We start from the raw sequence: 26755 nt of genomic DNA on the forward strand, positions 1-26755 counted from the left end.
CACCGGGAGAGGGGTTGGGGTGAGGATTCGGTATCGCCGGACAACACGCCCTGCCGAATCCCCCACCCTCGCCCGAGGCGATAGGAACACGGGCGTCCCGCTCGCCACAACCGGACATCCGGACGTCCACAAACCATCTAGCCGCCGTCGCAGGTGACATGCCCGGCCCACTTTGCGACCATCACCGCTTTGGCGCTCAGCGCCTGGCAGACACAGGGGCCCTCGATGGCGAACCAGACTTCCATCCGGCGTGACGTCGGTCCTTTCGCGCTCATGTTCACCGGCCTGGGCTCGATCATCGGCTCGGGCTGGCTGTTCGGTGCGTGGAACGCCGCCAAGCTCGCCGGTCCCGGCGCGATCTGGGCCTGGGTGCTCGGCGCGGCAATCATCCTGTCCATCGCGCTGACCTACGCCGAGCTGGGTGCGATGTTTCCCGAGTCGGGCGGCATGGTGCGCTACGGCCATTATTCGCATGGCTCGCTGGTCGGCTTCATCGCGGCATGGGCCAACTGGATCGCGATCGTCTCGGTGATCCCGGTCGAGGCCGAAGCCTCGGTGCAGTACATGGCCGGCTGGAAGTGGCAATGGGCGCAGGATCTCTACCACGCCGTGCCCGGCCAGCATGGCGAGCTTAGCCAGCTGGGCGTGGCGATCGCCGGCGTGCTGGTGATCGTGTACTTCCTGCTCAACTACTGGAGCGTCAAGCTGTTCGCCCGCTCCAACAGCCTGATCACGCTGGTCAAGCTGATCATCCCGGCCGCCACCGGCGTCGCGCTGATCGCCAGCGGCTTCCATAGCGAGAACCTCGAGGTCGGCGCGACCGGCGGCAGCCACGCCAACGATTTCGCGGCGATCCTCACCGCGGTGGCCACCGCCGGCATCGTGTTCAGCTTCAACGGCTTCCAGAGCCCGGTGAACCTGGCCGGCGAGGCACGCAACCCGGGGCGCAGCATCCCGTTCGCGATCATCGGCGCGATCCTGCTGGCCACCGTGGTCTACGTGCTGCTGCAGATCGCCTATCTCGGCGCGGTGCCGCCGGACCTGCTGGCCCAGGCCGGCTGGAGGGGCATCAACTTCAGCTCGCCGTTCGCCGAACTGGCGGTACTGGTCAACCTCAACTGGCTGGCGATCCTGCTCTATGCCGACGCTTTCGTCAGCCCCAGCGGCACCGGCATGACCTACACCGCCACCACCGCCCGCATGATCTACGGCATGGAGCGCAATGGCACGCTGCCGCGCATCTTCGGCAGCATCGATCCGAAGTCCGGCGTGCCGCGCCCGGCGATGTGGCTGAACCTGGTGGTGTCGTTCCTGTTCCTGTTCTTCTTCCGCGGCTGGGACTCGCTGGCCGCGGTGATCTCCGTGGCGACGATCATTTCGTACCTGACCGGGCCGGTCAGCGTGATGACCCTGCGCCGCACCGCGCCGGAACTGCACCGCCCGTTCCGGCTTGCCGGCCTGCCGATCATTGCCGGCATCGCCTTCATCATGTCCGCCGAACTGCTGTACTGGGCCAAGTGGCCGCTGACCGGCGAAATCATCCTGCTGATGGTGGTCGCGCTTCCGGTCTACTTCTACTACACGGCCAAGCACGGCTGGCACGAGTTCGGCCGGCACCTGAAGGGCGCGTGGTGGCTGATCGCCTACCTGATCACGCTGGCGGCGGTGTCGAAGGTCGGCAGCGCCAAGTTCGGCGGCCTGGACTACATCCCCTACGGCTACGACCTCGCCGTGGTCGGCGTGATCGGCCTGGTGTTCTACCTGTGGGGCGTGGCGTCGGGCTGGCGCACGCCGGCGATCGAGGCCGAGCGCGAGCAGGCGGCGCAGCATCCCGATGCGCTGCAGATCCCGCCGGACGAGGAAGAAGCCGAGAAGATCACCGGCCACTGACCTGCACCGGCAACACCACCGAACGCGCGGCGATGAGCCGCGCGTTTTTTATTGCCGCAAGGCAGCGCTCACACCCTCCATACGCGTGGCTTACGGGGGACGCGACAACATTCCGTGTCACCCCTCGCGGGGCACCACCTGTGGAGCATTCCGATGGCAGAGCTCGATAGCGACAAACGGGACGACCTGTCCCGCGGCAGTTTCGCCTTCCCCGACCAGCGCAAGGAGCCGCTGGAGGACGCCAGCCACGTTCGCAACGCCATTGCGCGTTTCGACCAGGTCAAGGGCGTCAGCGACGACGACCGCGACGAGGCATGGAAACGCATCAAGGCGGCGGCGAAGAAGTTCGACGTCGAGGTGAGCGAAAAGAGCTGGCGGGAGCTGGGCAAGAAGTCCTGATGGCGGTCATCCCGGCGCGCGGGGCCAGGCGAGAGGTCCTCCCGCGGCAAGCCCGGTTCGCCTGTAGCCATGAAGTGGCCGGATCGAATGGCGCGACCCCACGCGGCATGAGCCGGTGTCGGCCCGGTGATCGCCCGCCACCTAGCTCCCTCGCGCCAACGCCAGGGCATCGCCAAGCAACGCTTGCGCGGTGACTTCCGGCCCCGCCCCCGGGCCCTGGATCACCATGGGCTGGGTGTTGTAGCGAGTGGTGGTGAGGGCGAACTGGTTGTCGGTCCCGTAAAGCCGCGCGGACGGATGCGTGGGCGGCACCTCGACCAGCCCGACGCGCGCGCGGCCGCGCTGGTCGAGACGAGCCAGGAATCGCAGCACGTTCCCGCGCGCGGCCGCCTGCGCGTGGCGCTCGGCCAGTGGCGCGTCGAGCTCGGACAGCCGATCGAGGAACGTGGCGGTGTCCAGCTCGCGCAGCGCAGGCGGCACCAGGCTTTCCACCTCCACCTCCTCGCTGCCCAGCGCAAAGCCGGCATGGCGGGCGAGGATCAGCAACTTGCGCGCGACGTCTTCGCCGGACAGGTCCGAGCGCGGATCGGGTTCGGTGTAGCCGAGCGCGCGCGCTTCGGCCAGCAGCGCGGAAAATGGGCGGCTGCCGTCGTACTGGTTGAACAGGTACGACAAGGAACCGGAGAACACGCCCTCCAGCGTGAGCAGGCTGTCGCCGCAGACCCGCAGCCGGCGCAGGGTGGAAAGCACCGGCAACCCCGCGCCGACGGTGGCCGCGTCGCCGTAGCACGCGCCGTGGGCGAGCGCCGCCTGCAGCGCGCGCCAGCCGGCCAGTTCTCCACCGGCCAACGCCTTGTTCGCGGTGACGACGTGGTAGCCCTGCGCCAGCCACGTCGCATGCCGCGCGGCGAGCACCGCGCTGGCCGTGGCGTCGACGATCACCCTGACCGGCGCGCCGCTGGCATCCAGCGCGGCGAACAACGCCGCGTCATCGCGCGGTCCGCCCTCGCCGCGCAGCTGCTCGCGCAGGTTGCGTTGCGCAAGCCGCCGCGGGTCGGTCTGCTGGCGCCGCGAGTTGGCCGCGCCGACCAGCCGGAGCGCCGCCGCCGCCGGCGTATCGAGCAGCTTGAGCAACGCGCCGCCGACCACACCCGTGCCCAGCAGCACCACGGCGATGGCAGGGGATGGCTGCGGACAATCGGCCAGTACCGCGCTCATGCGCTCACCCGGCGTTTGGACGGCTGCACGGCCGCCGCGCGGTCGAGCGCGCGCGCGAGGTCGAGCAGCAGGTCGTCGCCGTCCTCGATGCCCACCGAGACGCGCAGCAGCGCGTCGGCGATGCCGGCGTTGCGGCGTGCCTCCGGCACCATCGCGGCGTGGGTCATCGAAGCGGGATGCGCGATCAGGCTCTCCACGCCACCGAGCGATTCGGCCAGCGAGAAGAACTCCAGCCCATCGACCAGTGCGGCGACGCTCGCCGGGTCGCCGGCCAGCTCGAAGCTCAGCATGGCACCGAAACCCTGCTGCTGGCGCGCCGCCAGCGCATGCCCGCAGTGGCCCGGCAGCCCGGGGTAGTGCACCGCGCGAACCGCCGGGTGCATCGCCAGGTACTCGGCGATGCGCTGCGCATTTTCCTGGTGCTGGCGCAGGCGCACCGCCAGCGTGCGCAGGCCGCGGAGGGTGAGGAAGCTGTCGAACGGCGCGCCGGTCAGGCCCAGGCAGTTGCCCCACCACTTCAGCTGGTCGGCCACGGCGGCATCACGCGCCACCACCGCCCCACCGACCACGTCGCTGTGGCCATTGATGTACTTGGTGGTGGAGTGCACCACCACGTCCGCGCCAAGCGCCAGCGGCTGTTGCAACGCCGGCGAGAGGAAGGTGTTGTCCACCACCAGCAGCGCGCCGACGGCGTGCGCAGCCTGCGCGACGTGGCGGATGTCGGTGATCCGCAGCAGCGGGTTGGAGGGCGTCTCCACCCATACCAGCGCCGGCTTGCGCGCCAGGCCCGCGGCCAGTGTGGCGGCGTCGGTGAGATCAGCGAAGGCCAGCTCGAAGCGGCCCTTCTTCGCCCACGCATCGAGCAGCCGCCAGGTGCCGCCATAGCAGTCGTGCGCCGCAAGTACGAGGCCGCCGGCCGGTACCAGCTCCAGCGCCAGCGCGACCGCCGCCATGCCGCTGGCCGTCACTACCGCGCCGGCGCCCAGCTCCAGGTCGGCCAGCGCATGGCCCAGCAGGTCGCGCGTGGGATTGCCGCTGCGCGAGTAGTCATAGGGCCGCTTGCCGCCCAGTCCGTCGAAGCTGTAGTTGGTCGACAGGTGCAGCGGCGGCACGATCGCGCCGTGTTGCGTGTCGGTTTCGATGCCGGCGCGCACGGCGCGGGTACAGGGGGCCGATTCGCTCATGGGGAATGCTCCGTGGGGTGTCAGGCCAGCGCAGCGCGCAGCACCGGCGCGAGCTGGTGGGTTTCCTTGAGGAAGCCGTCGTGCCCATAGGGCGACTCGAGGACTTCCAGCGTGGTGGGGCCATGCAGGCGCCGCTGCAGTTCGCACAGGTCGGCCAGCGGCACCAGCAGGTCGGAGGCGAAGCCGACCAGCGTGGCAGGCGTGGGAATGCGCTCGGGCGTGACGTCGTGCAGGTCGATCGATTCGGACAGCGCGAGGAAGCGGCCGGCATCGAAGCGCTCGATGAAGCGTCGGCCCTGGTGCTCCAGGTAGTCCTCTACCGGCAGGCGGAACCGGCCCTCGCGGAATTCGGGCGCACCGGCGAACCGGCGGCCGAATTCCTCCCGGCCGCGGTAGGTGGTGACCGCAAGCTGGCGCGCCAGGCCGAGCGCCTCCTGCACCTGCCCGCTCGCGAGGCCCAGCCGCACGATGCCGCGCTGCACGCTGCGCTGGGCCGACGCCAGCGGGTGCGGGCGGTGGGCGCCGGCCAGCACGACCAGCCGGTCCAGCGCGCGCGGATGACGGGCGGCAAAGGCCAGCGCCACCATCGCGCCGTAGGAGGCGCCGACGAAAGCATGCGCGCGGTGGATGCCCAGCGCGTCGAGCAGCGCGGCCAGCGCGTCGGCCTGGTCTTCGCTGGAGATCGCCTCGACACCCAGATCGGCCGGCGCGAGCCAGTCGATCGAGAGCACGCGACAACGGTCCAGGTCGACCGCGGCGCCGGCATCGACCAGCGTCTGCCACCAGCCGGCCGAACCGTCGAAGGCGGTGACGTCACGGCTGGCCGAGATGCCGCCCTGCACGATCACCGTCGGCGCGTCGGCGGCGCCGCACCAGAGGTAGCGAACGTCGACCGCGCGCGCGCCGGTGCCGTACTTGGGCGAGAGGGTCAGCCGTCGCGTGCTGCGCTGGGCGGTGAGTCCACCTGCGCGGGCGTCCACCCGAGGCGGTTCGGCGGCGGGCGATACGGGCAGGGGCAGCGGCTGGGCGGTCATGCGGTTCTCCGTGGCATCGCCTGCGGGAACCGGAAAGGTCGCCATCCCCCGCCGACGGTTGCACGTCGGCGACGAATCACGCCCATCTCTCGGCGGCGCCAGGCGCCCCGCAGGAATTGGCACCGTCGCGGGAACGCTTCCCGCAGGTTGCCCCGGCATCAAAGGGCCTATCCCTCCGCCGGTCTCGATGAGTGGGACGATTCTGGGGCTTGATCGGGCGAACTGTCAATAGCCGTTTAGACGTCTGGATGTCCTTTACTTCAACACGATGACACGACCGAGCGCGCCCGCCTTCCGGAGGCGGATCGAGACCGGGCGTATGCCATTGCCACCTTCCCGAAGAAGACGGCTCGAGATCGGGCGTATGCTGATGCCCCCTCCCCGCCCACCCCGGACATGACCGCTGCACTTCCCGCGCTGCACGAGCAGCTTCGCCAGGATGGCTTCGCCTTCGCCGCCGCCGACGCCATGCGCGTCCTGCTCGATGCGGCCTCCCTGCCCGACTGGCAGGATTTCACCGCCAGTTGGAACGACCTCGCCCCGGATGCCTACCTGGCCTCGACCGGCCGCCATCGGCGCCGCCGCCACGCGGTGTTCTCGGCCGACGCGCAAGGCGTCCACCGCGAGGCGCATCAGCCGCACTATCAGAGCAAGACCTACAACACGCTTCAGGGCGACATCGAGCGCTGGTTCGAGCCGATCCATGCCGATGGTCCGAGCCTTCGCCGCATCCTCGACTTCTGCCACCACTTCTTCGGCGCGCTCGCACCGCAAGTGGCCCGCTGGCATCTGGAAGTGCACCAGTTCCGCATCGAGGCGCGCGCCGGCGAGGCGGGCGAGCCCACGCCCGAGGGCGTGCACCGCGACGGCGTGGACTATGTGCTGGTGCTGCTGGTCGACCGCAGCAATATCGAAAGCGGCACCACCACCATCCACGCCGCCGACGGCCATCTGCTGGGCAGCTTCACCCTCGTCCATCCGTTCGATGCCGCGCTGGTGGACGACGCGCGCGTGTTCCACGGCGTCACTGCGGTGACGCCGAAGGATCCGGCCCTGCCCGCCCATCGCGACGTGTTGGTGGTGACCTTCCGCGCGGATGCAGCCGGCGGCTGACGTTAGTCCCGCAACGAGCGGCCGGGCGGGGCGGCGCGTGCCGCGCCCGCCTTGCCGGCTACTGCTTCATCGCGACGAACGACATCGTCGCGCCGCGCAACTTGTTGTCGACTGCGACATCCATGGTCCTGCCGTCCGCGTGCAGGGTCATCGTCGCGACGCTCACCACCTTGCCGTCGCGCTTGTCGGTTTCCACATAGCTGTGTTTGCCGGTCTTGCGTACGCTGACGCTGTCCACGCCGGGATCGCCCTTGAACGGCGCGTCGGTGCCATCGAGCCTGGCCGAGTAGGACTGTCCGGTCGGGCTGCTCATGCTCAGCATGTCGCCATCCTGCTTGAAGGTCATCGTCAACGCGTTGTCCGACATGTTGTCGATGTGCCTGGTACGCCACGAGCCGGACAGCGCGTGCGAACCGGCGGGCCCTGCGGCCACGCGGGTCATGCTGCCCTTGCCGGTGACCGGGGCGCTGTGGCTGGCGCTGCTGTCGCTGAACTGGAAAGTGGCGCTCTTGCCGTCCGGTGCCACCGTCGTGGTCTCGGTGGCGACCACCTTGCCGTTCTTCTTGTCGGTCTCCTTGACCGTGTGCTCGTCTACCACGTTCACCGCGATCGAATCGAAGTAGGGGTGGCCGCTGACCGGCTGGTCGGTGCCGTCGGCCTTCACGTCGATTGGCGGCACGCAGGTCTTGCAATGGAACATGCCGTCCTTGAGCACGAGCACGTCGGGCTTGGTCGGAAGATGGACCTTGTTCATGTCGATCTTCCAGGTGCCGTCGATGGCGTTCTGCGCAAACGCGGCAGCGGGCAGCAGCAAAACCGCCAGCATGCCGGCGAGCGTTGACGTTTTCATGGCCGATACACTCCCGGAAGTTGATCGCGCCGGCGCTTCCTCTGCCCGCCCCTTCGACCGCCATCCGAACCCGGCCGGCGAACGCTACGCTCGGCAAGCCCAACGCCGCATCAAGAACGTGTTATGCGCAAGCGAGCCGAGCCTTGCTGCATCCGGGCGGCCCGCTTGCGATGATGCAGCTCCCACTCCGGAGCCCTCGCCCATGACTGACCGCGAAGCCGTCGGCACCCGCTTCGATCCCGTCCGCATGCAGCATGCCCGCGCGCAGACATGGGCCGCGCTCCACGGCATTCGCGAGCGCATGCGCGTGGGGATCGGCGAGGAGGAAGCGCGCCATGAGGCGCTCGACGTTTTCCGCGGCCTCGGCATGGAGCGCCTGTGGCATCCGGTGATCATCCGCATCGGCGCGAACACCACCAAGACCTATCGCCAGCGCTCCGATCCGAACGTGCGCCTGGCCGAGAACGACAGCTACTTCATCGACCTCGGGCTGGTGTTCGACGGCCATGAAGGCGACGTCGGCGACACCTTCGTCGTCGGCCACGCGCCGGAGCGGCAGGCCTGCGCCGACGCCGCCCGCACGTTGTTCGACGAGGTGGCCCGCACCTGGCGCAGCGACGGCCTGAGCGGCCGGGCGCTCTACGACTTCGCGAGCGAACGCGCGCAGGCGATGGGCTGGCGCTTCAACCATGCGATCAAGGGCCACCGCCTGGGCGACTTCCCGCATTCGGTGCACAAGGGCGGCGATCTCGGCACGCTGGACGGCGCGCCCTCGCCGGGGTTGTGGGTGCTGGAGATCCAGATCGCCCACCCCAGCGAGCCGTTCGGCGCGTTCTACGAGGACCTGCTCGGCGTGGAGCGCTTGGCGCCGTGATGCAAAAGGCCCCTCGCCGCGGGCGAAGGGCCTCACCCATGCCAGCGCGTGGCATCGCTATTTCAGGATGAGTTCGCGGATCAGTTGGCTGCCGAGCAGCTCGCGCATCGACTCGCGGTCCATCATCCCCTTGTCCTGTGCCTCCAGCGAACCCATTACCTTGGCGCGGATGGCATCGGCCTCGTCGGTGCGATCGAGCGCCGCCATGTTCGGGTAGGTGACGGCCAGGATCAGATCCGCGTCCTGCGGCGTCCGTGGCTGCGCCTCGTAGACCGAATAGCCCATGATCAAGCCGGCCTTCTTGCTGGCCTCCATCGCCGCCTTGTAGGGGCCGTCCAGGTACTTCATGTAGTTGTTGAACTGGCCGGGCTTGATCTTGATGAAGCTGACCTCCCTGACCGGCCCCTCCCTGTAGGGCTTGGCCTCCTGGGCTAACGTCGAACCCATCACCGCGAACAGCATCAACGACGCGAACAGCATGGCGACACGTTTCATGGCCCACCTCCTTCGATGGGGGCGCGCACGCGGATGCGGCGCGCGGGCGACGCTACGCCTGCGCGCTGTTGCGCACGTGTGAACCGCGCGTCGTGACCGATGGGGATTCCGGCGGACCGCCTGGCCGATCCGGCTACAATGCGCGGTTCGACTCCCGCTCCGACCGACCGCATGTCCTCGCACGCCCAAGAAACCCGCCGCCGCCGCACCTTCGCCATCGTCAGCCACCCTGACGCGGGCAAGACCACCCTGACCGAAAAGCTGCTGCTGTTCGGCGGTGCGATCCAGATGGCGGGCAGCGTCAAGGGCCGCAAGGCCGCGCGCCATGCGACGTCGGACTGGATGGCGCTGGAGAAGGAGCGCGGCATCTCGGTGACTTCCTCGGTGATGCAGTTCCCCTACGAGGGCAAGATCGTCAACCTGCTCGACACTCCGGGCCACGCGGACTTCTCCGAAGACACCTACCGCGTGCTGACCGCGGTGGACTCGGCGCTGATGGTGATCGACTGCGCCAAGGGCGTGGAGGAGCGCACGATCAAGCTGATGGAGGTGTGCCGCCTGCGCGACACGCCGATCATGACCTTCATCAACAAGCTCGACCGCGAGGGGCGCTCGCCGATCGAACTGCTCGACGAGGTCGAGTCGGTGCTCGGCATTGCCTGCACGCCGGTGACCTGGCCGATCGGCATGGGCAAGCGCCTGAAGGGCGTCTACCACCTGCTGCTGGACGAGGTGCACGTCTACGAGCCGGGCAAGAACTTCACGCGGCAGGACTCGACCATCTTCAAGGGTCTGGACGCGCCCGGCCTGGAGGCCGCGGTGGGCGCCGACATGCTGGCCGAACTGCGCGACGAACTGGAGCTGGTGCAAGGCGCCTCCAACCCGTTCGTGCTGGAGGATTACCTCGCCGGCAAGCTCACCCCGGTGTTTTTCGGCTCGGCGGTGAACAACTTCGGCGTGCAGCTGTTGCTGGATTTCTTCGTCGAGCACGCGCCGGGCCCGCGCCCCCGCGGCACGCTCGGTCGCGCGGTAACGCCCGAGGAGGAGAAGCTCACCGGCTTCGTCTTCAAGATCCAGGCCAACATGGACCCGGCGCACCGCGACCGCGTGGCCTTCATGCGCGTGTGCTCGGGCACCTACACCGCCGGCATGAAGATGCTGCAGACGCGCACCGGCAAGGAAGTGCGCATCGCCAATGCGCTGACCTTCATGGCGAGCGACCGCGAGATCGTCGAGAGCGCCTATCCCGGCGACGTGATCGGCCTGCACAACCACGGCACGATCTCCATCGGTGACACCTTCACCGAGGGCGAGCCGGTGCACTTCACTGGTATCCCCAACTTCGCGCCGGAGCTGTTCCGCCGCGCGCGCCTGCGCGACCCGCTCAAGATGAAGGCGCTGCAGAAGGGCCTGGCACAGCTGTCGGAGGAAGGCGCCACGCAGTTCTTCCGTCCGCTGATGAGCAACGACCTGGTCCTGGGCGCGGTCGGCGTGCTGCAGTTCGACGTGGTGGCCTACCGGCTGAAGGACGAGTACGGCGTGGATGCTTCGTTCGATACGGTCGGCGTGGCGACCGCACGCTGGGTGCATTGCGATGACCCGAAGATGCTGGAGGAATTCCGCGAGAAGAACGCGATGAACCTCGGCATCGATGCGGCCGGCGAACTGGTGTACCTGGCGCCCTCGCGGGTCAACCTGCAGCTTGCACAGGAGCGCTGGCCGAAGGTGCGTTTCTCGGCCACGCGCGAGCACGCGGCCTCGGTCGAGGTGTAACCCGCGCTCCCCGCAGTAGCGCACCTGCGCGGCGACCAGCGTGCCTCGCGATCGCGCACGGGTGCACTCCTGCAGAACGCCCCGCGTGACCTCCTCCACTGGGATGGCGCCGCGCGCGCTGCTAGCGTGCGCCCTCCAACCAGGGGAAATCGCATGCACGGTTACCGTCTCGCCTTTGTCACGCCCATCCAGGCCCCGAGCTGGCAGCGCTGGCTGGTGTTCTCGCCGGTCGCCCGGCTGGTGTTCTTCACCGCGCTGCTGGTCGCCGCCAGCATGCTGTTCGGGCTCGTTCCGCACGGGCCGGCCGAGAGCCCCGTCGCCAAGGGCCTGCGCGAGCTTGGCTTCCGGGCCGTGGCGCCGCTGCTTGCCTACCTGGTGCTGGTCAAGCTGATCGAGCGCCGGCCGGTGCGCGAACTGGCGCTGCGGCGCCTCGCGCCTGAGGGCGCGCTCGGCCTGGCCGCGGGCGCGCTGCTGTTCAGCGCCGTCGTCGGCAGCCTGTGGCTGCTCGGCAGTTACCGGATCATCGGCACCAACCCGGAAGCGCACTGGATGCTCGCGGCACTGACGGTAGGCCTGGGCGCCGGCATCGGCGAGGAGATCATCTGCCGCGGCGTGCTCTACCGGATCGTCGAGGAAGGCCTGGGCAGCTGGATCGCGCTGCTGGTGTCGGCCTTGTTCTTCGGGGCCGCGCATCTGAACAACCCGGGCGCCACGCTGTGGGCCGGCCTGGCGATCGCCATCGAGGCCGGCATCCTGTTCGGACTGATCTACCTGGTGACCCGTTCGCTGTGGATCTGCATGGGCCTGCACGCGGCCTGGAACTTCATGCAGGGCACGGTCTACGGCATCCCCGTATCGGGGACCCGGGCGGATGGCTGGCTGGTATCCACCCGCAGCGGGCCGGACTGGCTGAGCGGCGGCGTGTTCGGCGCCGAGGCGTCGGTGGTCGCGCTCGTGCTGTGCACGCTGGTGTCCGCCATGCTGCTGGCAGTGGCGCTGCGACGCGGCCTGATCGTGCCGCCCGGCTGGCGCCGCCAGGGGACCGAACCGCGTTCGGGTTCCCTACCCATGCCCACCCCGGGCAGCTAATCTGGTTCCATCGCCGGCGGCAGGCACCACGAGGTCGTGGCGGCAAGCACTCCACGGCCCTCCGCAACCACGGCGACATACGCATGCCGGCAGCAGTACCCGACGATTTCCAGCCCGATCCCTCCCGTCATTCCTGGCTGGCGCACCTGCCGGTGCAGCGCAAGATGCTGCTGGTGATCGGCCCGCTGCTGCTGGTGTTCCTGCTCGCCAACCTGGCCACGCTCTACTCGCTGCAGGAGCAGACGGTCAATCGACGGTGGACCGAGCACACCTACCGGGTACTGCTCGCCATCGATTCGGTCAAGGACGCCATGCTGACCGCGCAGATCGGGGCCCGCGGCTACATGCTGACGCAGAGCAGCGCGGAGCTGGCCGGATTCGAGAAGGGCGGCCGCAGCCTGGCCTCCGGGTTCAGGCTGCTGCGTACGCTGACCACCGACAACCCGCTGCAGCAAGCCAGGCTCGACCGCGCGGAGGTGCTGGCGACACGCTGGCAGCGCGAGATCGTCGCCTACGTGGTCACCCCGGCCAGCCGCGGCAGGATCGACGCCGGGGCGCGCGAGCGCATCCAGCAGGACTTCTTCGCCCACCGCACCGTCACCGCGCCGGACGTGACCGGCGTGCTGGCCCAGATGGCGGGCACCGAGGAGGCGCTGCTGGCCGAACGCAACGCGCGGCTGCAGCGGACGCTGGACCTCATGCGGGTGTTCAACGCGCTGGCCGCCGCGCTCTCGCTGCTCTACGGGGCCTACGTACTGGAGCTCACCCGGCGCATCATCACCCGGCCGCTGCACCAGATGACCACCCTGATGTCCCGCCTGGCGGCGCACGACCACTCGGTCACGATCACCCGCCAGGGCCGGCGCGACGAGATCGGCCAGATCGCGCGGGCACTGGAAGTGTTCAAGCGGATGGCGATCGGCTCGAGCGAGCAGAACTGGGTCAAGAGCGAGATCTCGCGACTGGTCCAGCGCCTGCAGCAGCTTGGCACGCACCGCGACTTCGGCGCTGCGCTCGCCAGCGAACTGGCGCCGCTGACCCAGTCCGGGGTTGCGCTCTATTACGGCTACGACGCCGCAAGCGAACGGCTGGACCTGCTCGGCAGCTACGGCCTGCGCCAGTCATGGAACCCTGCTGAAGCCTACGTGCCCGGTGAGGGCCTGGTCGGGCAGTGCGTGATCGAGCGCAAGCCGATCGCCCTGGACGAGGTGCCCGAGCGCTATCTGCGCATCCATTCGGCCGCCGGCGAGGCCTCGCCCGGGCACGTGCTGATCCTCCCGGTGCTGTTCCGCGAGCGCCTGGTCGGCGTGCTGGAGCTGGCAAGCTTCAAGCCGCTGACGCCGTTGTGCCGCGAATTCCTGGAGGAGCTGCTGCCGATCGTCGCGCTCACCCAGGAAAACCTGACCCGCGCCATCGCCACGCAGGACCTGCTCGAGCAGACCCGCGAGCAGGCTGACCACCTGCGCCGATCCGAGGAAGCGCTGCGCCGGCAGCAACAGGGCCTGCGCGATGCCAACGCCGCCTTGCAGGCCAAGACGCGCGAGCTGGAGGAACAGTCCCAGCGCCTGACCGTCTCCGAAGAAGAACTGCGCGTGCAAACCGAGGAGCTGCAGGCGTCCAACGAGGAACTGCGCGAGAAGGGCGACATCCTCAAGCAGCAGAAGCAGGCGCTCGAAGCGCTGCAGCGCGAGACCGCACAGAAGGCGCTCGAACTGGAGCGCGCCAGCCAGTACAAGTCCGACTTCCTGGCCAACATGTCGCACGAGTTGCGCACGCCGCTCAACAGCCTGCTGATCCTCTCGCGCAGCCTGGCCGACAACGACGGCGGCAACCTGGACGAGGAGCAGATCGAGTCGGCGCGGATCATCCACGACGCAGGCGCAAACCTGCTGCGGTTGATCAACGACATCCTGGACCTGTCCAAGATCGAGGCCGGCAAGATGGAGCTGGTCATCGACGAATTGCCGCTGGCGGTGTTCGCACGCGCGCTCAAGCGCACCTTCGCGCACGTGGCGCAGGAAAAAGGCCTGGCCTTCGAGGTGCAGGTGGACGAAGGCATGCCGCCGGCGCTGCACACCGACAGCGCGCGACTGGAACAGGTGGCCAACAACCTGCTCGGCAACGCGTTCAAGTTCACCGCCCGCGGCGGCGTGCGGGTGCGCATCGGCCACCCGGGCCCGGAGACCCGCGTTCCCCCCGCCCTGCTCGGCCAGCCGCTGGTGGCGATCGAGGTGAGCGACACGGGCATCGGCATTCCGGCGGAGAAGTTCGAGCGCATCTTCCAGGCGTTCGAGCAGGTCGACGCAGGAACCAGCCGCCAGTACGGCGGCACCGGCCTGGGCCTGGCGATCTGCACGCGCATCGCTGCGCTGCTGGGCGGCGACGTCGTGCTGCGCAGCACCCCCGGCGAAGGCAGCACGTTCACCGTGCTGCTGCCGGAAACCGCCCCGTCCGTCGCCATCCCGCCCGCCCCGGCAACGCCCGCACCGGCGCCACGCACCCATACCAGCGCGTTGTTGCCCGAGGCGATCGAGGACGACCGCGACCGGCTGGCGCCCGGCGACACGGTCATCCTGCTGATCGAGGACGACCCCGCGTTCGCCCGCATCCTGGCCGACATGATCCGTCGCAACGGCCACCGCGTGCTGGCCGCCGCCGACGGCGAGAGCGGCCTGGCGCTGGCGCGCGAATATCGCCCCACCGGCGTGCTGCTGGACGTGATGCTGCCCGGCATGGACGGCTGGACGGTCATGGAGCGCCTGAAGACCGACGACGCCACGCGACACATCCCGGTGCATTTCATCTCCGCCATCGACGAGGCCGGCCGCGGCCGGGAGCTGGGCGCCGTCGGCTTCCTCACCAAGCCGGTCAGCCGCGAGGCGATCAACGCGGCGTTCGAACGCCTGCTGCACTTTGCCGAAGGCAAGACGCGCCGGCTGCTGGTGGTGGACGACGATGCCGCCTCGCGCACCGCCGTGCGTTCCATGCTCCGGGGCGAAGGGGTGGAGATCGACGAGGCTGATTCGGCCGAAGCCGCGCTGCGCATGACCGGCGAGGCGAAGTACGACTGCATCGTGCTGGACCTGGGCCTGCCCGGCATGTCGGGCATGGAGCTGCTCGAACACCTGGCCGCCACGCCCGCGGGCGTGCCGCCGGTGGTGATCTATTCCGGCCGCGACCTCAGCCGCGAGGAAAACCTCAAGCTGCGCCAGTACACCGATGCCATCGTGGTCAAGGGCGCCCGCTCGCCCGAACGGCTGCTGGACGAGGTCAGCCTGTTCCTGCATTCGATCCAGCACGCACCGCGCCGCGCCGCGGAACAACCGCCCCCGGGCGAGGAACTGAAGGGCCGCCGCGTGCTGCTGGTGGATGACGACATGCGCAACCTGTTCGCACTGTCGAAGGTGATGCGCGGCTGGGGCCTTGCGGTGACCATGGCGCAGGACGGCCACAAGGCGCTCAAGGCACTGGAAGACAATCCGTCCACCGAGCTGGTGCTGATGGACATCATGATGCCCGGCATGGACGGCTACGAGACGATGCGCGCGATCCGTGCACAGGACGAATTCGTTGAGCTGCCGATCATCGCGCTGACCGCCAAGGCGATGCGCGGCGACCGCGAGAAATGCCTGGAGGCCGGCGCCAGCGATTACCTCTCCAAGCCGGTGGACATCGACAAGCTCGCCTCGCTGCTGCGCGTGTGGCTGCCACACTGAGCGCCCAGGCGATGGACCGGATCGATCCCGCGCTGGAGGACATCGAACTGGAGCTGTTCGTGCGCGCGCTGCGCCAGCGCCACGGCTACGACTTCGGTCATTACGCGCCCGCCTCGCTGCGGCGGCGCGTGCGCCAGCTGGTGCACGCGCACGACACCGGCACGATCAGCGCGCTGACCGGCCGGCTGCTGCATGAACCGGAGTTCGTGTTCGAGGTGATCGAGGGCCTGTCCGTGCCGGTCTCGGACATGTTCCGCGACCCGCCGGTGTTCCGCGCGCTGCGCGAGCAGGTGCTGCCGCTGCTCGCCTCCTGGCCGCGCATCAACATCTGGCAGGCCGGTTGCGCCAGCGGGCAGGAGGTGTACTCGCTCGCCATCCTGCTCGAAGAAGAAGGCCTCTACGACCGTTGCCAGATCTATGCCACCGACTTCAACCCGGCCGCGCTCAGGCGCGCGCAGGAGGGCATCTACCCGGTTCGCGCCGCGCAGGCCTGGTCGCGCAACTACCAGGAGGCCGGCGGCCGCCATTCGCTGGCCGACTACTACAGCGCGCGCTACGAGTTCATCAAGCTCGACCAGCGCCTGCGCCGCAACGTCAGCTTCGCCAACCACAACCTGGTCACCGACAAGGTGTTCTGCGAGGCGCAGCTGGTGCTCTGCCGCAACGTGCTGATCTACTTCGCCAACCCGCTGCAGGACCGGGTGCTGGGGCTGTTCCGCGACAGCCTGGTGCGCGGCGGCTTCCTCTGCCTGGGACTGCGCGAGAGCCTGGACTTCGCGCCCAGCGCCGCCGATTTCACGGCGCTCGACGCCGACCTGCGCATCTACCGCCGCAACGTGTTTCCCGCTTCCGATGGCGCGGCTTGAAGCGATCGTGATCGGCTGTTCGGCCGGCGGCCTGGGCGCGCTCGAGCCTCTGCTGCGCGCGCTCGCGCCGCCGCTCCCGCTGCCGGTGATCGTCTGCAGCCACAGCGCCGAGCCGGGCACCGGCCTGCTCGGACCGCTGCTGGCGCGGTACGCGCGGCTGCCAGTGCGCGAGGCGCGCGAGCGCTGGCCCGCCGAGGCGGGAACGATCCACCTGGCCCCGGCCGGTTATCATCTGCTGATCGAGCGCGACCGTTGTTTCGCCTATTCGGTAGACGAGCCGGTGCATTACTCGCGTCCCTCGATCGACGTTCTTTTCGAGAGCGCCGCGGATGCCTATGGCGCCGGCCTGGCCGGCGTGATGCTGACCGGCGCCAGCCCTGACGGCGCGAAGGGCCTGATGCGCATCCGCCAGGCCGGCGGCCTGGCCATCGTGCAGGATCCGGCCGAGGCGCTCGCGTCGGCGATGCCGCAAGCCGCACTCGACCAGGCCGGCGCCGATCACTGCCTGCCCCTGGCGCGGATCGCGCCGCTGCTCAACGAACTGGCTCACCGCGAATGAACGACACGACGCGACCGAAGATCCTGGTGGTCGACGACACCCCGGCCAACCTGGTGGCGATGCGCCGCCTGCTGGCCCACGCCGGCGCGGACCTGTACGAGGCCGGCAGCGGCAACGAGGCGCTGGCGCTGTGCCTGGACCACGAGTTCGCGCTGATCCTGCTGGACGTCAACATGCCGGACATGGACGGCTTCGAGGTGGCCTCGCTGCTGACCGAGGCCGACCAGATGCACGAGACGCCGATCATCTTCGTCACCGCCGCCTATGCGGACGATCTCAACCGGCTCAAGGGCTATCGCTCCGGCGCGGTGGACTACGTCGCCAAGCCGATCAACGACGTGATCCTGCAGTCGAAGGTGCGCGTGTTCCTGGAGCTCTACGGCGCGCGCGTGAAGCTGGAGCAGACGCTGGAGGAACTGTCCGAGCGCAACCACCAGTTGCAGCAGGAGATCGCCGAGCGCGAGCGCGTCGAGGCGCAGGTGCGCCACCAGGCGACCCACGACATGCTGACCGGCCTGCCCAACCGCGTGCTTTTCCATGACCGCCTCGGCGCTGCGCTTGCCCATGCGGTCGAGGGTGGGCCGGGCTTCGCGCTGGTGTTGCTGGATATCGATGGATTCAAGGGCGTGAACGACCGCTACGGCCATCCCGCCGGCGACGCGCTGCTGCAGGCGATCGCGGCGCGGCTGAAGCTCAACCTGCGCGCGGGCGACACGGTGGCGCGATTGGGCGGCGACGAATTCGCCCTGATCGTGGGCGAGATGGGGGAGCTTCCGGTGCTGCTTCGCCGCTGCGAGGAACTGGGCACCAGCCTGGCCGAGGCCTACCCGCTGGTGTCGCCGCAGGGGGCCTTCGAGGCCCGTGTCAGCGCAAGTATCGGCGTGGCGCCGTGGAGCGCGCAGGTGGCAAGCGACGAGGCGTTGATCCAGGCCGCCGACCGGGCGCTGTACCGGGCCAAGGACGGCGGCAAGAACCGCTGCGTGCTGGCGGACTGACGCCTGGTCCGCGCCCTCGATGCCAGGGTATCTGTCAGGCCGTGGCGGCCCGGCAGTGCGCGTCGATGTAGTCCTGGTGCAACGGCATGGCTTCGGCGCCCGCTGCGATGGTCCTGCGCACGCGCTCGACGAACGCGACCAGGTCCGCCTCCGGCACCTCATCGACGATGGGATGGTAGCCGCGCGGCACGATGCGCTGGCCAAGCATGACCTGGACCCAGCTCGGCAACGCGAAGAAATCCTCACCGTTGCGGAAATAGCGGCCGTCGGTACGGAAAAGCTCGATCGTCTCGCGCAGCGGATCGGGAATGGCCATCGTGCGGCAGTGGTCCCAGAACGGCGTGTCGTCGCGTTCGGTCGCGTGGTAATGGAGCGCCAGGAAGTCGCGCACGCGTTCATGCTCGAACACCGACTCGCGATTGAAGCGATCGGCCAGCATCGGGTCGAACCCGCGCGTCGGGAATAGTCCGAGCAGGCGCTGGATGCCCGACTGGGCCAGGTAGATGGCGGTCGATTCGAGCGGCTCCATGAAGCCACCGGCCAGCCCGACCGCCACGACGTTCCTGTCCCAGAACCGGCTACCCCTGCCGGGGGTGAAACGCAGTGGGCGCGGATCGCCCAGCGCCTTGCCATCCAGGGTCCCGAGCAAGGTCGCAGCCGCTTCGTCGTCGCTGATGTGCCCGCTGGAATACACGTAGCCGTTGCCGGTGCGGTGCTGCAACGGGATGCGCCACTGCCAGCCCGCCGCGCGCGCGGTCACGCGCGTGTACGGCGTCAACGGCCCGGCGCTCTCGCAGGCCACGACCATCGCGCGGTCGCAGGGCAGCCACCGGCTCCAGTCCTCGTAGCCGGCCTTCAGGGTCTTTTCGATCAGCAGGCCGCGGAAGCCGGAGCAATCCACGAACAGCTCGCCCTCGATCCGCTCGCCGCCCTGGAGCACCACCGCTTCGACGAAACCGTCATCGCCGCGCTGGACGACGTCGACGATGCGGCCTTCGATCCGCTGCACGCCCCGGCGTTCGGCCAGCTCGCGCAGGTAGCGCGCATACAGCCCGGCATCGAACTGGTAGCCGTAGGCGATGTCCGCCAGCGGCGAGCCTGGCGGCGCGTCGGCCACGTCGGCCGTGAACCTGTCCTGCGGTGCCGCGACGGTCGGCAGCGAGAACGCGCCGATGTCCGGGGCACGGCCGGCGAGGAACAGCTTGAGCCAGTACTGGTGGAACGGCAGCGGCCCCAGCGAACGGCCGATCGTGCCGAAGCCGTGCACGTAACTGTCGCCAATACGGCCCCAGTCGTTGAACTGGATGCCGAGCTTGAACGTGCCTTGCGTCCGCGCGACGAATTCCGCCTCGCGGATGCCAAGCACCTGGGCGTTGAAGGTCTTCATGAACGGGACGGTGGATTCGCCCACCCCGACGATGCCGATCTCCTCCGATTCCACCAGGCGGACGCGGGCGCCCTTGCCCAGGTAGGTGGCCAGCGCCGCCGCGGCCGTCCAGCCGGCGCTGCCGCCGCCCACGACGACGATGGTGCGGATGCGGTTGTCGTCCATCGCTGCTACCCGGAGTGAGATGCGCATAAGAAAAACGGCAGTGCCGGGGGAGTACAGGCGACTGCCGTTGGAAGGTTCCCGTGCCTTGCGGCACGGGGCAAGGCCTTCCTAGAACTTGTACGTCAGGCCCATGTACACGATGCGGCCAGCGTAGCCGTTGGAGTAGAAGCGGGCCTTGGTGTCGTTGCCCAGGTGCGAGCGCGACTCCTCCTTGGTGAGGTTGAGCACCGACGCGGTGACGCTGAACGCCTTGGTGATGTTGTACGCGGCGTTCAGGTCGATCTGCAGGTAAGGCTCCTCGTAGACGTTCAGGCCGTTGACCAGGCCATCCACCACCTCGCCACGACGGTTGTAGGAAGCCCGCGCCAGGAACCGCTCGGTCTCGTAGAACACGGTGAAGTTGGCCTGGTTCTTCGCGCTCCCGACCAGCGGAGACTTGCCGATCTCGGTGCCGTCCTCCAGGGTGATCGCCGCCTCGTTGGTCTTGTTGTAGGTGTAATTGACCTGGAAGCCGAGGCCGAAGTCCAGCGTGTGCTGCGCGTACAGTTCGACGCCCTTGGACACGCCGTCGCGGCCGCCGGCAGTGGTCGAGTAGTTCTGCACCGTCACGTTCTCGCCGCCGACGTCCAGGGACACGTCCTGCACCACCGGCACCGAGAAGTTGCTGACGTCCTTGCGGAACACGTCGATGCCGAGCACCGAGCCGGGATGGAAGTACCACTCCGCGCCGACGTCGTACTGGGTCGCCTTGTACGGCTCCAGCTGCTTGTTGCTGCCCGCGCCGTACCAGCCGACCTCGTCGCCGCCGCCGATCAGGCGACGGTCGTTGACGTATTCCTGGCTGTAGTACTGCAGGCCGCCAGGGGAGGCGATGTCGTTGTAGCCCGGGCGCGAGATCACCTTCGAGGCGGCGCCGCGCAGCACCAGGTCGTCGGTCAGGTCGTAGGCGACATTGAAGCTGGGCAGTACGTCGGTGTAGGTGCGGTCGAGCGAGCTGACCACGAACGAGGACACGTGCCCGGTGGCCGGGTTGGTCTGGCTGTCCGGCAGCGTGGTGAAGCCGCTGACGCAGCCGGAGCCGGCGGGCGCGCCGGCCGCCGGCAGGTTGCCGGGCTGGCAGGGTGCCGGATTGCCATCGGCGCCGTCGAAGAAATAGTCGTTGTAGTAATCGACCTGGTCGGTCGAGTCGGCATGCTGCCGGGTGCGGGCAAGGCGCACGCCGACGTTGCCGCGCAGGCGCTCGGTCTTGAAGTTGAGCTGCACGTACCCCGAGTAGATCTTCTCGCCGACGTTGTAGATGAAGTTGTCCTCGTTGCGCGTCTGCATCTCCCCGTAGTTCTGGTTGAGGTAGGCGACGTAGGCGGGGTAGTTGATCGCCGGGAACGAACTGGCGTTGATGCCGCCGGCAAGGTTGCCGAGCGGCTGCCCGTACAGGAACTGCGGCTGGAACACCGAGGCGGTGGGATCGCAGCCGTTCTGGAAGCGGTTGTCGTAGTCGGTCGGGTCGGTGCCCTGGCAGACCCAGTAGTTGTTGCCCGTGCTGCGGTGGGTGCCGCCGTTGCGGTACTTCACGCCGAACTGCAGCGAGTCCATCCAGTCGCCGTAGGCGTGCCAGGTGAAGTCGGCCTGGGCGTACTTCTGCCGGGTTTCGTTGCGGGTCCACGAGGAGCCGGTCGAGCCCAGATCCACCTCGCCGATGCCGTTCAGAAGGTTCGCCATCAACTCCGGCGAGAAGTTCATCGTCGGCGTGCCGGCCAGGCTCCAGGAGCTGGCATAGTTGCCCAGGTCGTAGTCGCCGGATGCGTTCTGGCGGCGCGGTTTGATCGGTACCGAAATCTGCAGTTCGGGGCCACCGCTGGCCCAGGTCCGGCCGGCCTTGACGCTGGCGTCGAAGGATTCGCCGACCCACTCGGCGCCGAGGTCCGCGGTCTGCGACAGCGCGCTCTCGTGGTTGTAGCTGCCGGTGATCTGCGGAGTCGGGATGGAGCAGTCGTCGGGACCGAAGCCGCCGGTATTGGTCAATCCGCCCGCGGCCGCCTCGTCACCGCTGCAGTAATAGGCCTTGCCCGGGTGCAACGAGTAGTCGGCGCCGGTGACGATGGTGCCGCTGGGGTCGAAGGTCAGTCCGTCGAGCATGCGCCCGCCCGGCCAGTTGCCATCGCCGGCATAGCGGGCGAGGTTCCATTCCGGGATCTTCAGCGTGTTGGTCTGGGAATCCTGCGACAGGTCGAAGCGGAAGTAGTTGGCCGTCAGCGTGAGGTTGTCGACCGGCCGGAACTGCAGGGTCACCTGCCCGCCCTTGCGCTCGCGGTTCTCGTTGGTGACGTTGAGGTTCACCGAGGTCGGCATCATGAAGTTGCAGTAGTACCCGCACTCCGTGGGCCAGCCGTCCTGGAAGGTGCCGGTGTAGGGATGGTTCTGGTCGTTGAAGCCGGACTGGCCCCACCAGTAGGAGGTCATGCCGGAGGGCTTGCCGTTGACGTCGGTGGCCGGGTGCGCGTCGTAGTCGTCGCCGTACCACTGCCAGTTCTCCGTGCTGGCGCCCATCGTGCGCGTGGTCCGCTTCTGGCTGGTGTAGCCAACCAGGAAGCCGAAGCGCTCGTCCTTGTCGTGCCAGGAGTACTGGCCGGAGAACTGCCCGTCCGTCTTCTTGGTCGTGTCCGCCCAGGTACCTTCGGCGGAAACGAAGCCGCTGTTCGCCTCCATCTCCAACGGGCGGCGCGTATGCAGGATCACGGTGCCGCCGATGCCGCCCTCGTCGATGCGCGCTTCAGGCGTCTTGAACAGCTCGGCGCTGGAAAGCATGTTCGACGGCAGCAGCGTGTAGTTGAACGAGCGCGTCGGGTCACCGTTGGACTCGGCCGTGGCGACGTAGTTGCCGTTCAATTCGGTCAGCGTCAGCTCCGAGGACAGGCCGCGGACGCTGACGTTCTTGCCCTCGCCGCCATCGCGCGAAATGATCACGCCGGGCACGCGCTGCAGGGCATCGGCCACGTTCTTGTCGGGGAACTTGCTGACGTCCTCGGCCGTGACCACCTCGACGATCGCATTGGCCTCGCGCTTCTGGTCGAGGCTCTTCTCGATCGAGTAGCGGTAGCCGGTGACCTGGACCTTCGAGAGCGATACGGCCTGGTCCGGCTGCGCCTTGGCGCCTTTGCCGGTGTCGGCCTGGCCCTGCGGGGACTGACCCTGCTGGGACTGGTTCTGCTGGTCCTGCGTCTGCGCCTGCACGTTGCCGCAATAAAGCGCGGCCAGAACCGCCGCGGCCAACAGCGTGACCGGCACGAATGGGCTTTTCATGGTTCCCCTCCCGAGAGAATTTGGATCGTTACAAATTCAGAGCAACTGCATCCCCTTGCGCTCGACCTGGACCCGCCTTGCCACCTGCTCTCGACCCGGACGGTTTAGATCGATCTAAATCTGGTACGGCCGAAACATAGCCTAAATTTCCGGCGATGTAATGCTGCGAGACAGCAAGGCATGCGCGGCGGACGCGCGGCGGCGCCGCGCCCGGTTCGGCGGGTCGGAAGTCGGTCAGGGATGGCGTCCCGCCGGGCCTGCTGCCGCGGGCCGGATGGGGCGCTGCGTGGAAAGCCCTCCCCGAAAGGGAGGGCTTCGTCGCCGCTTTTTTGTGACCTGCCCGCTTAAGGAGAGCCGGGGTGGGAGGCTGGGCCCGCCCTGGCGCGTCAGGCCACCGCCACCGAACGCGGCTTGTGGTCGGACCGGGTCACCTTCGCACCCAGTTCGGACGGATCGAAATCGTCCACCGAAATGAACTCGAACACGCCCTCGTGCACGCGCTTGAGCAGCGCGGCCTCGGCCTCGGTGATCACGCCTTCGCGCACCGCCTCGGCCAGCTGGCCTTGGTACTCATGCGCCTGCAACTGGCCGGCCTTGAGCGCCTTGCCGAACTTGCGCTCGACCGGCTCGGCGGCGATCACGTCAGGCAGCAGTGCGTTCATGCGGCCGATGGTGTTGTTCGGCGTGGGCGTGAGATAGACCCAGTCGATCAGCCGGTCGCGCGCCTCGCCGGGCGCGGTCAGGATGGCGGCCACGCGCCGGCCCAGGCGATCCGACGGCGGCACCTCGCGACGGCCGAACGGGAACACCAGCACGCGCAGCAGGAAGCCGATCGGCTTGACCGGGAAGTTGCGGATCGCCCCGTCCAGCGCCATCTGCGTGCGCCACATGCACTCGTGGAAGGCCCAGGCGAGCAGCGGACGGTCGGCTTCCGGGCGACCGGTGTCCTCGTAGCGCTTGAGCATGCTGCTGGCGATATACAGGTACGAGAGCACGTCGCCCAGGCGCGCCGAAAGCTTTTCCTTGAACTTCAGCTTGCCGCCCAGCACGCCCATGAACACGTCGGCGCACAGGGCCAGCGCGGCCGAATAGCGATCGAGCTTGCGGTAGTAGCGGCGCGTATAGGCGTCGCCCGCGCCTTGGCCGATCGACGCGCCGGTGATGCCGAGCACGAAGCTGCGCACCGCGTTGGAAATGCCGAAACCGATGTGGCCGAAGAGCAATCGGTCGAAGGTGCGCAGCTTCTCGCCGTAGTCGGCGATGGAGAGCGCCTGCATTTCCTTGAGCACGTACGGATGACAGCGGATCGCGCCCTGCCCGAAGATCATCAGGCTGCGCGTCATGATGTTCGCGCCTTCCACGGTGATCGCGATCGGCACGCTCTCCCAGCCGCGCGCGGCGTAGTTCTTCGGGCCCAGCTGTACCGCCTTGCCGCCGTGCACGTCCATCGTGTCGCTGGCGACCTGGCGCGCCCATTCGGTGGCGTGGTACTTGGCGATGGCCGAGGTCACCGCGGGCTTCTCGCCGCGGTCGACCGCCGCCGCGGTGGCGCGCGAGAGCGCCGCGGTGGCGTAGGTCAGTCCGCCGATGCGCGCCAGCGCTTCCTCCACGCCCTCGAAACGCGCGATCGCCAGGCCGAACTGCTTGCGCATGCGCGCGTAGGCGCCGGTCGCCGCAGCCGAGGCGCGCATCGCGCCGGTGGCGTTCGACGGCAGCGAGATGGCGCGGCCGACCGACAGCACCTCGACCAGCATGCGCCAGCCGTGGCCAGCCATCTGCGGTCCGCCGATGATCGTCGACAGCGGCGCGAACACGTCTTTGCCACGCACCGGACCGTTCTGGAACGGGATGTTGAGCGGGAAGTGGCGGCGGCCGACTTCCAGGCCCGGGGTCGTGTGCGGCAGCAGCGCCAGCGTGATGCCCAGGTCCTCGGTCTCGCCGAGCAGATGCTCGGGGTCGTACATGCGGAAGGCCAAACCGATCACCGTGGCGATCGGTGCAAGCGTGATGTAGCGCTTGTCGAAGTTGAGCTTCACGCCCAGCGTCTCGACGCCGTCGACCATCTGCTTGCAGACGATGCCGTAATCGGGAATCGAGGTGGCGTCGGAGCCTGCGTAGGGACCGGTCAACGCGAAGCAGGGGATCTCTTCGCCGACGGCCAGGCGCGGCAGGTAATGGTTCTTCTGCTCATCGGTGCCGTAGTGCAGCAGCAGTTCGGCCGGCCCCAGCGAGTTCGGCACGGCCACCGTGGACGACACCGTGGCCGACGCCGTCGACAGCTTCTGCAGCACCGCCGAATGCGCCAGCGCGGAGAACTGCAGGCCGCCGTACTGCTTGGGAATGATCATCCCGAAGAACTTGTTCTTCTTGATGAACGCCCAGACCTCCGGCGGCAGGTCCGCCAATTCGTGGGTGATCTGCCAGTCGTCGATCATCGCGCAAAGTTGTTCGACCGGGCCGTCGAGAAAGGCTTGCTCCTCGGTGCTGAGTTCGGGCTTCGGCTGCTTGAGCAGTTGCTTCCAGTCCGGCATGCCCGAGAACAGCTCGCCCTCGAAACCGACCGTGCCGGCCTCCAGCGCAGTCTGTTCGGTGGCCGAAAGCGTCGGCGTGGCGCGGGCGAACATCTTCAGAACCGGCGCGCTGACCTGGCGCCGGCGGAAGGCCGGCATCAGCAGCGGCACGGCGATCAGCAGCTCGATGACGAGCAGCACGATCATCGTCACCCAGGCGCCGGTCAACACGCCCACCACCAGCGTGGCGGCCACCGTGGCGATAGCCCAGGTGCGCAGGCTGGTGCGGTGGTAGGCGCAGGCGCCGGTCGCCAGGATCGCGGCCAGCAGGGTCAGGAACACGGACATGTCAATGCACCTCTTGCGGAATGGTCGGGCGGGCAACGCCGTCCGGGTAGACATCTTCGATGAAAGCGGCGATTTCGCGCGTAAACGCGTCATTGGCGTCGCCGGCAAGCATGTGCGTGGCGCCGGGCACCTCCACATGGCGCGCGTGCGGCACCAGTTTCAGGAACTCGGCCACGGTTTCGCGTGACACCACGTCGCTGCGTTGCCCGGAGAGCAGCAGGACCGGTACGTCCACGCGGGCCGCCGCGGCCAGCAGGCGCGGCTGGTAGCGCTCGCTTTCCCGCACCACGCCCGCCAGCATTGCCGGATCCCAATGCCAGCGCAGGCGACCGTCCGTGCCTTCGCGCAACAGCGGCTTGAGCTGTTCCTCGCTCTTGCGCTCGCGTCGCTGCGGCAAGTAGGCGGCGATCTGTTCGGCCGCCTCGGCATAGTCGGCGAACCCGTCCGGGTGGGCCTGCATGAAGGCAAGGATGCGTTCGACTCCGGCGGTTTCCCAACGCGGCGTGATGTCGACCAGCACCAGCGCGCGGAACGGCGCCGGGCGGGCCTCGCCCGCCAGCACCAGCCCCAGCAGGCCGCCCATCGAGGCGCCGACCAGAATCGGCGGCTCCGGCTGCGCCAGCGCTAACGCATGAAGGTCGCTGGCGAACTGGTCCATGTGGTAATCGCCGCCAGCGACGCGGCCGCTCTGGCCATGGCCGCGGCTGTCGAAGCTCACGCAGCGGCATCCCCGCGCCGCCAGCGCGTCGGCCGCGCCGTTCCAGGCGCCGCGGGTCTGCCCGAAACCATGCGCGAACAGCAGCGGTGGCTCGCCAGCACCGTTGCGTGTTTCAACCGCCAGATGCAAGCCATCAGGGGCGTAAAAGCGATCATTCGAAACCATACGCATGAGTATGGTTTGACCCGCGCGCGAGGTCAACTGCCGCGCTCCTTGCGGAATCCCACTTGGCGCCGCTCCCCCACATTTACGCCAGGACCATCGCTCGCTAG

General features: G+C 68.5%; 19 protein-coding genes and 1 riboswitch. Of the genes, 10 read left to right on the top strand and 9 right to left on the bottom strand.

All coding sequences use genetic code 11. The features are described 5' to 3' along the window. Positions 1-225: 225 nt before the first annotated feature. Positions 226-1890 carry an APC family permease gene (locus LQ772_RS13240; RefSeq protein ID WP_231321378.1) on the top strand — a complete coding sequence of 555 codons (1665 nt, stop codon included), beginning with the start codon at positions 226-228 and terminating at the stop codon, positions 1888-1890. A gap of 153 nt (positions 1891-2043) precedes the next feature. Further along, positions 2044-2289 carry a DUF6582 domain-containing protein gene (locus tag LQ772_RS13245; RefSeq protein ID WP_231321380.1) on the top strand — a complete coding sequence of 82 codons (246 nt, stop codon included), beginning with the start codon at positions 2044-2046 and terminating at the stop codon, positions 2287-2289. Positions 2290-2430: 141 nt separating this feature from the next. On the opposite strand, the gene LQ772_RS13250 is transcribed toward LQ772_RS13245, so the two are convergent. From LQ772_RS13250 to metX, 3 genes are read right to left on the bottom strand one after another with little or no spacing between them, the layout of a single operon-like run. After that, complete coding sequence (locus tag LQ772_RS13250) at positions 2431-3507, bottom strand: homoserine dehydrogenase family protein (protein WP_231321381.1); 1077 nt, start codon at positions 3505-3507, stop codon at positions 2431-2433. Beyond that, positions 3504-4691, bottom strand: a complete 1188-nt coding sequence (metB, locus tag LQ772_RS13255; RefSeq protein WP_231321382.1) for a cystathionine gamma-synthase — start codon at positions 4689-4691, stop codon at positions 3504-3506. Before metB ends, LQ772_RS13250 begins: the two co-directional genes overlap by 4 nt. A gap of 20 nt (positions 4692-4711) precedes the next feature. Then, the gene (gene metX / locus LQ772_RS13260) at positions 4712-5725 is read right to left on the bottom strand and encodes a homoserine O-succinyltransferase MetX (protein ID WP_231321383.1); all 1014 of its coding nucleotides are present in this window, start codon (positions 5723-5725) and stop codon (positions 4712-4714) included. Between the two features lie 79 nt (positions 5726-5804). Then, positions 5805-5919, bottom strand: a riboswitch (SAM riboswitch). Between the two features lie 202 nt (positions 5920-6121). Here metX and LQ772_RS13265 point away from each other — a divergent pair. Continuing rightward, a complete protein-coding gene (locus tag LQ772_RS13265; RefSeq protein WP_231321384.1) occupies positions 6122-6838 on the top strand; it encodes a 2OG-Fe dioxygenase family protein in 717 nt (238 codons plus the stop codon). 58 nt (positions 6839-6896) lie between these two features. Here the strand turns inward: LQ772_RS13265 and LQ772_RS13270 are convergent, their stop codons facing one another. After that, positions 6897-7688: a hypothetical protein gene (locus LQ772_RS13270; protein WP_231321385.1), complete on the bottom strand. Its 792-nt coding sequence runs from the start codon at positions 7686-7688 to the stop codon at positions 6897-6899. Positions 7689-7890: 202 nt separating this feature from the next. Here LQ772_RS13270 and LQ772_RS13275 point away from each other — a divergent pair, with 202 nt between their 5' ends. Beyond that, positions 7891-8562: a M24 family metallopeptidase gene (locus LQ772_RS13275; RefSeq protein ID WP_231321386.1), complete on the top strand. Its 672-nt coding sequence runs from the start codon at positions 7891-7893 to the stop codon at positions 8560-8562. Between the two features lie 57 nt (positions 8563-8619). Here LQ772_RS13275 and LQ772_RS13280 read toward each other — a convergent pair whose 3' ends face one another. Beyond that, positions 8620-9057: a hypothetical protein gene (locus LQ772_RS13280; protein WP_231321390.1), complete on the bottom strand. Its 438-nt coding sequence runs from the start codon at positions 9055-9057 to the stop codon at positions 8620-8622. A gap of 171 nt (positions 9058-9228) precedes the next feature. Here LQ772_RS13280 and LQ772_RS13285 point away from each other — a divergent pair, with 171 nt between their 5' ends. The 6 genes from LQ772_RS13285 (at position 9229) to LQ772_RS13310 (ending at position 18055) form a co-directional block, all read left to right on the top strand. Then, entirely contained in the window at positions 9229-10830 is a 1602-nt protein-coding gene (locus LQ772_RS13285) for a peptide chain release factor 3 (protein WP_231321391.1), read from the top strand. Positions 10831-10983: 153 nt separating this feature from the next. After that, the gene (locus tag LQ772_RS13290) at positions 10984-11919 is read left to right on the top strand and encodes a CPBP family intramembrane glutamic endopeptidase (RefSeq protein WP_231321392.1); all 936 of its coding nucleotides are present in this window, start codon (positions 10984-10986) and stop codon (positions 11917-11919) included. An 83-nt stretch (positions 11920-12002) separates the two neighbouring features. After that, positions 12003-15635, top strand: coding sequence for a response regulator (locus LQ772_RS13295; RefSeq protein ID WP_231321394.1), 3633 nt, complete (start codon positions 12003-12005; stop codon positions 15633-15635). Positions 15636-15646: 11 nt separating this feature from the next. Further along, the gene (locus LQ772_RS13300; protein WP_425600848.1) at positions 15647-16501 is read left to right on the top strand and encodes a CheR family methyltransferase; all 855 of its coding nucleotides are present in this window, start codon (positions 15647-15649) and stop codon (positions 16499-16501) included. Next, positions 16488-17060 (top strand): chemotaxis protein CheB, encoded by a 573-nt coding sequence (locus LQ772_RS13305; protein WP_231321398.1) that lies wholly within the window; start codon positions 16488-16490, stop codon positions 17058-17060. Before LQ772_RS13300 ends, LQ772_RS13305 begins: the two co-directional genes overlap by 14 nt. After that, a complete protein-coding gene (locus tag LQ772_RS13310; protein ID WP_231321400.1) occupies positions 17057-18055 on the top strand; it encodes a diguanylate cyclase in 999 nt (332 codons plus the stop codon). The genes LQ772_RS13305 and LQ772_RS13310 overlap by 4 nt, the downstream gene beginning before the upstream one ends. A gap of 34 nt (positions 18056-18089) precedes the next feature. Here LQ772_RS13310 and LQ772_RS13315 read toward each other — a convergent pair whose 3' ends face one another. The 4 genes from LQ772_RS13315 to LQ772_RS13330 all read right to left on the bottom strand — a co-directional run bounded on the left by LQ772_RS13315 (position 18090) and on the right by LQ772_RS13330 (position 26648). Beyond that, on the bottom strand, positions 18090-19607 hold the full coding sequence (locus LQ772_RS13315; protein ID WP_231321402.1) for a tryptophan halogenase family protein: 1518 nt from the start codon (positions 19605-19607) through the stop codon (positions 18090-18092). 108 nt (positions 19608-19715) lie between these two features. Further along, complete coding sequence (locus LQ772_RS13320; protein WP_231321404.1) at positions 19716-22907, bottom strand: TonB-dependent receptor; 3192 nt, start codon at positions 22905-22907, stop codon at positions 19716-19718. 386 nt (positions 22908-23293) lie between these two features. After that, a complete protein-coding gene (locus tag LQ772_RS13325; RefSeq protein ID WP_231321406.1) occupies positions 23294-25765 on the bottom strand; it encodes an acyl-CoA dehydrogenase in 2472 nt (823 codons plus the stop codon). Position 25766: 1 nt separating this feature from the next. After that, positions 25767-26648 (bottom strand): alpha/beta fold hydrolase, encoded by an 882-nt coding sequence (locus LQ772_RS13330; protein WP_425600849.1) that lies wholly within the window; start codon positions 26646-26648, stop codon positions 25767-25769. Positions 26649-26755: the final 107 nt, after the last annotated feature.

Origin of the sequence: Frateuria edaphi, from assembly GCF_021117405.1 — a bacterium.
In the GTDB taxonomy this organism is placed as follows: domain Bacteria; phylum Pseudomonadota; class Gammaproteobacteria; order Xanthomonadales; family Rhodanobacteraceae; genus Frateuria_A; species Frateuria_A edaphi.

Bases quoted from the DNA above. Each gene is read 5' to 3' on its own strand.
- LQ772_RS13240 (WP_231321378.1), top strand. From the start codon at position 226: ATGGCGAACCAGACTTCCATCCGGCGTGACGTCGGTCCTTTCGCGCTC.
- LQ772_RS13265 (WP_231321384.1), top strand. From the start codon at position 6,122: ATGACCGCTGCACTTCCCGCGCTGCACGAGCAGCTTCGCCAGGATGGC.
- LQ772_RS13305 (WP_231321398.1), top strand. From the start codon at position 16,488: ATGGCGCGGCTTGAAGCGATCGTGATCGGCTGTTCGGCCGGCGGCCTG.
- LQ772_RS13300 (WP_425600848.1), top strand. From the start codon at position 15,647: ATGGACCGGATCGATCCCGCGCTGGAGGACATCGAACTGGAGCTGTTC.
- LQ772_RS13325 (WP_231321406.1), bottom strand. From the start codon at position 25,765: ATGTCCGTGTTCCTGACCCTGCTGGCCGCGATCCTGGCGACCGGCGCC.
- LQ772_RS13285 (WP_231321391.1), top strand. From the start codon at position 9,229: ATGTCCTCGCACGCCCAAGAAACCCGCCGCCGCCGCACCTTCGCCATC.
- LQ772_RS13275 (WP_231321386.1), top strand. From the start codon at position 7,891: ATGACTGACCGCGAAGCCGTCGGCACCCGCTTCGATCCCGTCCGCATG.
- LQ772_RS13310 (WP_231321400.1), top strand. From the start codon at position 17,057: ATGAACGACACGACGCGACCGAAGATCCTGGTGGTCGACGACACCCCG.
- LQ772_RS13245 (WP_231321380.1), top strand. From the start codon at position 2,044: ATGGCAGAGCTCGATAGCGACAAACGGGACGACCTGTCCCGCGGCAGT.
- LQ772_RS13315 (WP_231321402.1), bottom strand. From the start codon at position 19,607: ATGGACGACAACCGCATCCGCACCATCGTCGTCGTGGGCGGCGGCAGC.
- LQ772_RS13290 (WP_231321392.1), top strand. From the start codon at position 10,984: ATGCACGGTTACCGTCTCGCCTTTGTCACGCCCATCCAGGCCCCGAGC.
- LQ772_RS13250 (WP_231321381.1), bottom strand. From the start codon at position 3,507: ATGAGCGCGGTACTGGCCGATTGTCCGCAGCCATCCCCTGCCATCGCC.
- LQ772_RS13320 (WP_231321404.1), bottom strand. From the start codon at position 22,907: ATGAAAAGCCCATTCGTGCCGGTCACGCTGTTGGCCGCGGCGGTTCTG.
- LQ772_RS13270 (WP_231321385.1), bottom strand. From the start codon at position 7,688: ATGAAAACGTCAACGCTCGCCGGCATGCTGGCGGTTTTGCTGCTGCCC.
- LQ772_RS13280 (WP_231321390.1), bottom strand. From the start codon at position 9,057: ATGAAACGTGTCGCCATGCTGTTCGCGTCGTTGATGCTGTTCGCGGTG.
- LQ772_RS13330 (WP_425600849.1), bottom strand. From the start codon at position 26,648: ATGGTTTCGAATGATCGCTTTTACGCCCCTGATGGCTTGCATCTGGCG.
- metX (WP_231321383.1), bottom strand. From the start codon at position 5,725: ATGACCGCCCAGCCGCTGCCCCTGCCCGTATCGCCCGCCGCCGAACCG.
- metB (WP_231321382.1), bottom strand. From the start codon at position 4,691: ATGAGCGAATCGGCCCCCTGTACCCGCGCCGTGCGCGCCGGCATCGAA.
- LQ772_RS13295 (WP_231321394.1), top strand. From the start codon at position 12,003: ATGCCGGCAGCAGTACCCGACGATTTCCAGCCCGATCCCTCCCGTCAT.